This is a genomic window from Paraburkholderia nemoris (assembly GCF_905221015.1).
In the GTDB taxonomy this organism is placed as follows: domain Bacteria; phylum Pseudomonadota; class Gammaproteobacteria; order Burkholderiales; family Burkholderiaceae; genus Paraburkholderia; species Paraburkholderia nemoris.
Map to the genome: position 1 here is coordinate 1 of NZ_CAJNBO010000070.1, position 8,126 is coordinate 8,126.

6 protein-coding genes are annotated in these 8,126 nt (G+C 61.3%); 2 read left to right on the top strand and 4 right to left on the bottom strand.

Annotation, left to right across the window (positions count from 1 at the left end):
* Positions 1 to 310: 310 nt before the first annotated feature.
* The 3 genes from KHO33_RS41260 to KHO33_RS41270 all read right to left on the bottom strand — a co-directional run bounded on the left by KHO33_RS41260 (position 311) and on the right by KHO33_RS41270 (position 2,918).
* Positions 311 to 775 (bottom strand): hypothetical protein, encoded by a 465-nt coding sequence (locus KHO33_RS41260; protein ID WP_200568481.1) that lies wholly within the window; start codon positions 773 to 775, stop codon positions 311 to 313.
* A 104-nt stretch (positions 776 to 879) separates the two neighbouring features.
* Positions 880 to 1,443 (bottom strand): peroxiredoxin, encoded by a 564-nt coding sequence (locus KHO33_RS41265; RefSeq protein WP_054043036.1) that lies wholly within the window; start codon positions 1,441 to 1,443, stop codon positions 880 to 882.
* A gap of 140 nt (positions 1,444 to 1,583) precedes the next feature.
* The gene (locus tag KHO33_RS41270) at positions 1,584 to 2,918 is read right to left on the bottom strand and encodes an EAL and HDOD domain-containing protein (RefSeq protein ID WP_054043038.1); all 1,335 of its coding nucleotides are present in this window, start codon (positions 2,916 to 2,918) and stop codon (positions 1,584 to 1,586) included.
* 298 nt (positions 2,919 to 3,216) lie between these two features.
* On the opposite strand from KHO33_RS41270, the gene KHO33_RS41275 reads away from it, so the two are divergent.
* Positions 3,217 to 5,031, top strand: a complete 1,815-nt coding sequence (locus KHO33_RS41275) for a putative bifunctional diguanylate cyclase/phosphodiesterase (protein ID WP_054043040.1) — start codon at positions 3,217 to 3,219, stop codon at positions 5,029 to 5,031.
* Between the two features lie 91 nt (positions 5,032 to 5,122).
* The gene (locus KHO33_RS41280) at positions 5,123 to 6,580 is read left to right on the top strand and encodes an HDOD domain-containing protein (protein WP_200568482.1); all 1,458 of its coding nucleotides are present in this window, start codon (positions 5,123 to 5,125) and stop codon (positions 6,578 to 6,580) included.
* Between the two features lie 36 nt (positions 6,581 to 6,616).
* Here KHO33_RS41280 and KHO33_RS41285 read toward each other — a convergent pair.
* A partial coding sequence (locus KHO33_RS41285) for a TolC family protein (RefSeq protein WP_200568483.1) occupies positions 6,617 to 8,126 on the bottom strand: 1,510 nt, incomplete at its 5' end.

Consider the following 8,126-nt stretch of genomic DNA (forward strand, 5'->3'; position numbering starts at 1 on the left):
GCGCGGTGTTCAACCACGGTCTTCTTTGTCGTCCCATCGTGCTCCACTCTCCATTTCCGTATTGGAACAGAGGTGTTGCATCGACCGGTTGAATCCGCCGCCGCTTTCTTTTGCCTACCTTTCTTTGCGGCGGCAAAGAAAAGTAGGTGCCCCCCCGCACAGGGGGAACACTAATAAACCACTAACAATTCAAGGAAAGGCCAAAGCCCGAAGAACACAGACAATAAGCGCCGCGCAGTCAACCAACTCAATGAAAGGCCAACACCCCAGGAACACGGCCAAATGCCGCCGCAAAAGGCAAAAAAGAACCTTAAAGCCTCTGCCCAACAGCAAGCAAAAAAATCCTCCGCCACTGCTTAGCCTGCCGCTCGCCCAGCATGGGCAAAACCCAAACCTGATGCTTAGGGTCTTTGACCATCAAAGCAACCTGCCATAGACCATCATGGCACCGCACCTCAGCCCCAAGCAGATCAGCAAAAATATAAGCCCCCAGCTCGCCGCCAAGGCGAACCTCACAAAACCGCTTACCAGCAGCGAGCCGCACCGCCCCCCAGGTGCCATTAAGTTCGTGAGTCCAATCACCATCACGAACATTAGGAGCGACCTCCTTCCGCCGCCGCCACCAATAAACCACCGCAGCAATCAAAAGCAACCCAACAAAAACCGCAACCCCAACAGCAACACCCAACCCAAAAGCCGCCTGCAAGGCATAAAACGCCCGCACAGCGCCATACACCAGCGCGATCAGCGCAATGAGTACAACAATAATCGGCATCGCAAGCTCACCCGGCAAAAAACTCAGGCTAGCACGAGCAACGCCCGAGGCCTCATGGCAACAAAACCATTACGCAAACCGCGCCGCCGCGCAAATCCCAACAGTTACGGCTGCTTATGCGCAGCCGCCCAATCCTTCACCGCCTTCAGTGTGTTCTCGACGTGCTTCTCCGGCGACAAACTCGTGTACTCGTAAATAATCTTGCCGTCCGGCGCAATCACGTACGACACACGATTGGCCATCGAGCTATGCATCGGCAAGCCGGCATCATAAGCGCCGATCACCTTCGAATCGGCATCGGCCGCCACCGGGAATTTGCTGCGGCATTCGCTCACCGAAAACTTCGTCAAGGTGTCGATGTTGTCGTGCGATACGCCAATCACCGTCGCGCCATATTTCTTGTACTCGTCAACCGCTTCGGCAAACTCGTGGGCTTCGATCGTGCAGCCCTTCGTGAAGGCCGCCGGATAGAAATACAGCACCACCGGCCCCTTCTTCAATTCGTCGGCAAGCGAATACGAGTAGGTCTTGCCGCCCAGCGAAGCCTCGGTGGTAAACGGCGGCGCGGCATCGCCCGGCTTGAGCGTGGCTGAAGCCGTCAGCGAATGCATTGCGAATCCCACCGACAAGACAGCCGCCAGCGTCATCGGAATGAATTTTCTCTTCATCTGCAGTCCCCTCGAAACGTTAATGCACGCAGTCAGTGCAATAAGCCGAAGGTCACGGCGTTCAGCCGAACCTCGGCAACCTCAATACGCTATTGAAACACGTACAGACAAGGTACGTCAGAACCTGCTTGAAGGATGCATCAGGCGGCTTCTTCGATATGCGCGCCGAACCATGCCGCAGCGGACAGGTTTAGCTCCGCCAGCACCTCGGGCGTCAGCGCCGCGAAGCCGGGCGGCGCATCGGGTCCGGCTGCGATCTGAGCGGCATCGGCGCCCTCGCCGGCCGCTTCGGCAATCCGCAGCAAGGTACCGAGCGCGCCGCCGCGCGTGACGATCGCTTCGCGAATCTGCGGAGCAAGGCCGAGCTTCTCGAGAACCGCCGCCGGCGTACTGCCAAGCACCACGTGGACCAGAGAAAAAATGCCGGTCATGAAAGCGGCGTCGGCAAAATCGTCATCGGCCGGGCGCAGCCAGCCCGCAGCCAATTCCATGAAGCGCGAGCGTGTGCCGGCCAGTTGCACCAGCGGGTCGGCGCGCCACGGCAGATCGCCGCTGTCCGCGTACAGCAACAGTTGCGCCCAGCGCGCAATCTGCCGTGTGCCGGTGGCGATGATGGCCTCACGCAGCGAGGCAATATTGCGCCCCAGCCCGAATGCGCTCGAATTAACGAGGCGCAGCAGTTGCACCACCACGCTCGGGTTCTGCTTGAGCTCCGCTTCGAGCTCCACAATCCCAGCATCGCGCGACAACAGCGCCAGCAAACGCAGCAAACCAGGGCGCGGCGAGCGGTTGCGCGGCGCGGCCAGCACCTGCGGCCGCGCGAAGAAGTAGCCCTGGAACAGGTCGAAGCCGAGCTCGCGAGCCAGCAAAAAGTCTTCGCGCGTCTCGACCTTCTCGGCGATCAGTGTTTTGCCATGGCTGCGGACGGTCGACGCCAGTTTGGCCAGCGCGGACCGCTCGGCCAGCAGAAAGTCGATCTTGACGATGTCGGCGTGCGGCAGCGCGGCGAGCAGCTCGTCCGACAGCTCGCTGACGTCGTCGAGCGCCACCTGGAAGCCGGCGCGGCGCAATTCGGTCAGCCGGCGGGCCAGATGCGCATCGAACTTGACGGTTTCAAGGATCTCGAGCACGAAGCGCTCAGGCGGCATCAGATGAACGATGTCGTTAAAGAGCAGCGCACGGTCGATATTGACGAAGCCGCGGTGCTGGCCCAGCACGGCCGCCACGCCGATTCCGCCGATCGCGCGAGCCACGACCTGCGCCGTCGCCTGGGCGTCGTCACTGACCTCGGCATAGTTATGCGCACCGGATCGAAACAATAATTCGTAAGCATTGAGCGCGCCGTCACGATCGAGAATCGGCTGGCGGCCCAGATAAACGAACTGTGCTCCGGACGCCGGGTCGGCGTCTTCGGCACATTGTTCAAGCACCTCGATGTGCCGGGGGGTGGCCCTGACAAAGTGACGTTCAGACATGGATCATCGGTGCAAGTGTTCGGGAAGCTACGCAGCGAGGTCATCGCCGGCGCTGCACAGCAGGTTTGACGTATTAACGGAAACGAAGCCAGTTCACTTTAACTGAATCGCCCTCGCGACGCCGCCTGGCCCTGCCGCCACTTCCTTACCATTTGTTTTTTGCAGCAGGCGCTAAAGATTTTCCGCCAGGGGTCGTTATCTTGTTCTGATGGGGCGGCCTGATACCTCTCAACCGCCCGAATACGGCGGGCAGTAAGCCGCCCCGCCTGCAGACGAACACAGGTTGCCAGCGACAAACATGGAAGCGAACAGGATCACCGCGCCCCGCCGGGGCTCCTTGCGCACGGTCATCGACCGGTTTCGTGCGTTCGGCCGGCATGCCCCCGGCAAACCGCAAGCCGGCGTCAGCCGCGCTGCGCAACTGGAACAGGTGGTCGGTGCCGTCGACCTGCTGGCGCACATCGATGAGAGCCTGCGCTTCCTTTATGTTTCCGACGCGAGCCTGCGCTTCATCGGTTATCACCGCGAGTATCTCGAGACCATCACGCTGCACGATCTCGTGGCGCCGGCCGACGTGCCGCGCCTCGATGCGCTGCTGACGCGCGCCACCGCCACGGGCAACGTCGAAAAGGCCACGCTCGGCCTCATCAAGTCACTGACCTACCCGATCACCGTCGAACTGCGCGTGGTACGCAGCCTGCATGACGGCGTTGAAGGCTATGCGATCGCCGGCTTCGACGTATCCGCCTGGCGCGCCACGGAGGAACGCCTGACCCAGGCGCTGCATCTGGACCGCCTGACCAACCTGGCCAATCAGCCGGCGCTGATCCCCGCGCTGCTCGACGCACAGCAGCAGGCCGACGCCCACGGCACGCCGGCCGCGCTACTGCTGCTCGACCTCGACGACTATCAGCGCGTGAACCGCGCGCTCGGTTACGATGCCGGCGACGAGATGTTGCGCGACACGGCGCGGCGCCTATTGAACATGACGAGCCCGAACGAGACGGTGGCGCGTGTCGCCAGCGACGAATTCGCGATCCTCGTGAAGCCTGCCGCGAGCCGCACCGACGCTGCCGCCGCGGCCGAAGCGCTGGCCCGTCGCCTGCTGACCGCGATCCAGCAACCGTATGTCTTCAACGGCCAGCAGGTGCACTTGTCGGCAAGCATCGGCATTGCACTCTACCCCGACGTGCGCCACGCCAACGACGACGCCGCCCACGACACTCACCTGCTGCGCTGGGCCGACCACGCCTTGCTGCAAGCCAAAGCGGCCGGCGGCAACACGCTCGCCTTCTATGTACCGGACGACAACCCTGCCGACGCCGAGCGCCTGAAGCTGGAAGCCGATCTCTACGACGGCGTGCGCAATGGCGAGTTCTCGCTGCACTTCCAGCCGATCACGAGCAGCCGCACGCACGGCGTGGTCGGCGTCGAAGCGCTGATCCGCTGGTCGCATCCCGTGCACGGGCTCGTGCCCCCTTCGATGTTCATTCCGCTCGCGGAATCGATCGGTCTGATCAACTTCCTCGGCAACTGGGTGTTGAAGGTCGCCTGCATGCAGCTGATCCAGTGGGACGCGCGGGGCATCTCGTTGCAATACGTCGCCGTCAACGTGTCGCCGCAGCAGTTCCGCGATCCGCGTTTCAAGGACAGCGTGCGCGAAGCGATCGAGTTGACGGGCATCGATCCGCGCCGCCTCGTGTTCGAGATCACCGAAAGCCTGCTGATGCACGACCCGGCGCATGCCAAGGGTTTGCTCGAAGAACTGACGGCGATGGGGATCCGCTTTGCCGTCGACGATTTCGGCACCGGCTATTCGAGTCTGGCTTACCTGCAACGATTCCCTCTGGCCAAGCTCAAGATCGACCGGAGTTTTGTCGAGAATCTGCTAACCTCGCGGAACGATCAGGCGATCGTTAGCGCAGTCGTCGGGCTTGCACAAACGCTCGATCTCGAACTGGTTGCCGAGGGCGTCGAAACTGAAGCGCAACGCAGCCTGCTCACCGAGATGGGATGCGACCACATTCAGGGATGGCTCGTCTGCAAGGCGTTGCCCTCCGACGAACTTGCACAACGTTTCGAAGCGCGCACGCTTCATTTGCACACCGCATAATGACGCGGGCAAACTTCGTGCGCTGCGGAAGATGCCGGCCTCGTGCCGGTGTGGCACTCATTGGAACATGTATGGCTTTGGCGGGACTCACATGGTAAAGGCGGCGGTGCTCGACCGGCTCTGGACGCGAATGAGCGAGCGCGGCGATTTCCCCATGCTGTCGCAGTCGTTGCGCACCACCATGGCGGCGATGAACAACGACGACCTCGACTTCACCGGCCTCGTGCAGGTCGTGTTGTCGGATTTCGCGTTGACGCAAAAAGTGCTGCGGCTGGCCAACTCGGCCATGTACATGGCGTTCGGCGGCAATATCACCACCGTGTCGCGCGCGCTGATGGTGCTCGGCATGGACGCGGTCGGCCATCTGGTGGTCGGCCTGAAAATCGTCGATCACTTTCATCACAGCGCGCCGCGCCGTATCGACGCGAAACTCGAATTGAACCGCACGCTGCTGTCGGGCTGCGTCGCGCGCAAGCTCACTGAGCGCGGTGATCTGCGCGCCGGCGAAGAAGCCGTGGTCTGCACGCTGATGCGACAGATCGGCAAGCTGCTAGTGGTGTTCTATCTCGACGCGGAATGGGATCAGATCCGCCGGCATATCGACGACGGCACCCTCGAAGCCGATGCCTGCGTGCTGGTGCTCGGCGTCACGTTCGACGAAATCGGCGCCGAAGCCGCGGTCCGCTGGCGCCTGCCGGACATGATCCGCTCCGGCATGGGCGAGTTCGATCCGCTGGACGTCGAGCAGCCGCGCCAGGTGCAGTGGCTGCGCGCCATCACCAATTATTCGACGGCGGTCGCCGACGTGCTGACCCAGCAGAACATGCCGGACTGGGAGCGCGAAGAACGCATCGCCGAACTGGCCCAGGAATACAGCCACGCACTGAATACCGATCCGGACGTGCTGCAGGGAATGAGCATCGCGCTCGCTCGTGAAGAAGGCGGCGACGGCGTGATGCGCGAGATTGTGGAACTGCGCGCCAATGCGGACGCGATCGCGCGCGAAGCGCTCAATCCGGAAGCACGCATCGCGGCGGGAGTGGGCGATCTGCGCGGCCTGCCCGACGGCAGCCCGCTCGCGCCGGCCCTCGCGCTGGCCGCGGAAACCGTGCTGGCGGCGCTCGGCTTTGCGCGCACGGTGGTATTCGTCAAGCACAGCAACGGCACTTTCAAGGCGCGCCTTGGGCTCGGTCCAAAGATCGACGCGGCGCTGCCGAAGCTATCGTTCAACACCGCGTTCGAACCCGATGTGTTTCATCTCGCGATCGCGAACTCGGTCGGCATTTTCATCGAGAACGCACGCGACCCGAAGATGGTCGCGCGATTGCCGGAATGGTTCCGCCGTTCGTTCGACGACGCCCGTGCCTTCGTGCTGCTACCGGTAGTCGACGACACCGATCAGACGGTGGCGCTGCTATATGGCGACTGGTCTCATACGCAGGAGCCACGCCGAATATCCCAGAAGGAAATGAGCGCGTTGAATGAGTTAGCCAAGGAGTTAGGACGTTTTTTTGGCCTGGGGCAGATGCAGGAAATGGAGATGATGTGAAGACGTGGCGTGATCGTTGATCACGGTGCTTCACTCTCACCGGTTTTGTATTTGCCCTAAATCAAGTTTGCCGAGACTCGCCGCCAGACTCAGGCGAGCAACGAACCAGTCGGATTGGGTTGCGATGCGTTGGTGGTTAGCGGCGATCAGCGCGTCTTGCGCGTGCAGCAGTTCGATAATGCCTGCCACCCCAGCTTTGTAGCGCGCCTGCGCCGCTTCGAAAGCCAAGCCCGCGTTTTCCTGCAAGGCTTGCGCCTGGAGCATGGTCTGCGCACCCGCCCGCACCGCCTCGTAACTTTTCCAGACATTCAACGCAACCTGCTGCTCGGTTTCGGCGACGTTCGCCTGCTGAAGTTCAGCTTGCGCCCTTGCCTCGCGAATCCGGTAAGTCGATCCGAAACCCTCGAAGAATGGGATCGTGACCCGGATACCGACGTAACTGCTGCGCGACGTCGAAGTTCCTCCGCCTGCATTGCCGATCGTAGCCGCGGGCCGGTTACTGCCCGACATTTTTTCCAGTACGGTAAGGCGACCGATCCAGTCGGCGTCGCTGGCATAGCCGGTAATGGTCCGTTTACCTGCATCCTTCAGCAATTGTGACGTCGTCATACTCGACGTTGCCGCCCAGGCCTTCAGCAACGGCTCGATCAGCGCCTGTTGCGAGGCCGCCGATTTTGCCTGCGTGATCTGGTCGAGCAGTGTGCGCAATGCGGCGCCTTCGGGTGTATCCAGGCTAGCGGCCTGCCACAGATCTCGCACATTACCTGCGCCTTGTACGTATGGCATTGCGATGACGTCGTCACGCAGCGGGATGGCCGTGTCGAACCGCTGGTGCAGCGTGTCCTGGCCGAACCAGATTTCCTGCATGTCCCGCTCGACGGGAACACCATCTACCATTTGCACGAACGAGCCGGAACCTCGCACCATGTTGCCGTTTTCAAGCGTGCGAATGGTGGCGTCTTTACTCAGATTGATCGAGACAATGCCGAGTTCGTCAAGGCTGAGCAGTTCACCAGATTGTGAAGTGCCGTCGCCGTTGGCATCACGCCAGATTCTCAGCGACGACCAGATGGCGTCGTTGCGGTCGATGACGCCGTCTCTGTTCAGGTCGAACTCGCGGAGAGCGTCGAAGCCGTTCGCGGCAAGCGTGCCGTTTGCGAGCGGGGTGAAATTACTGAACAGTTCTGCGCCAGAGTCAATCGTTCCGTTGTGGTTACGGTCGAGGACGAGGAAACCGTCACCCGTGCTGATCCAGCCGGTATGCGTACGGCTGCCGCTGCCATCGAAATCGAAGTAGGCGTTGGAATTGTCTGGGTTAGTCGTGTGGATACCGTCGCCGTCGATGTCCAGGATGAGGGGATCGACAAGATTCAATGACTGCGAGAGCCATTTAAAAAAATCGTGAATATTGCGGCCAAGATCGAACGGGAGACCCCTGACCTTGCCCCCGAAAAACGAATCTCTTGCTGAGTGTGTAAACTCAAGCAAGGAGAAGAAACGATGACGGTCAAGGCAAAGCGGGCGCAGTACACGCTCGAATTCAAAC

Coding starts and splice junctions, on each gene's coding strand:
- KHO33_RS41260 (WP_200568481.1), bottom strand. CDS start 775: ATGCCGATTATTGTTGTACTCATTGCGCTGATCGCGCTGGTGTATGGC.
- KHO33_RS41265 (WP_054043036.1), bottom strand. CDS start 1,443: ATGAAGAGAAAATTCATTCCGATGACGCTGGCGGCTGTCTTGTCGGTG.
- KHO33_RS41270 (WP_054043038.1), bottom strand. CDS start 2,918: ATGTCTGAACGTCACTTTGTCAGGGCCACCCCCCGGCACATCGAGGTG.
- KHO33_RS41275 (WP_054043040.1), top strand. CDS start 3,217: ATGGAAGCGAACAGGATCACCGCGCCCCGCCGGGGCTCCTTGCGCACG.
- KHO33_RS41280 (WP_200568482.1), top strand. CDS start 5,123: ATGGTAAAGGCGGCGGTGCTCGACCGGCTCTGGACGCGAATGAGCGAG.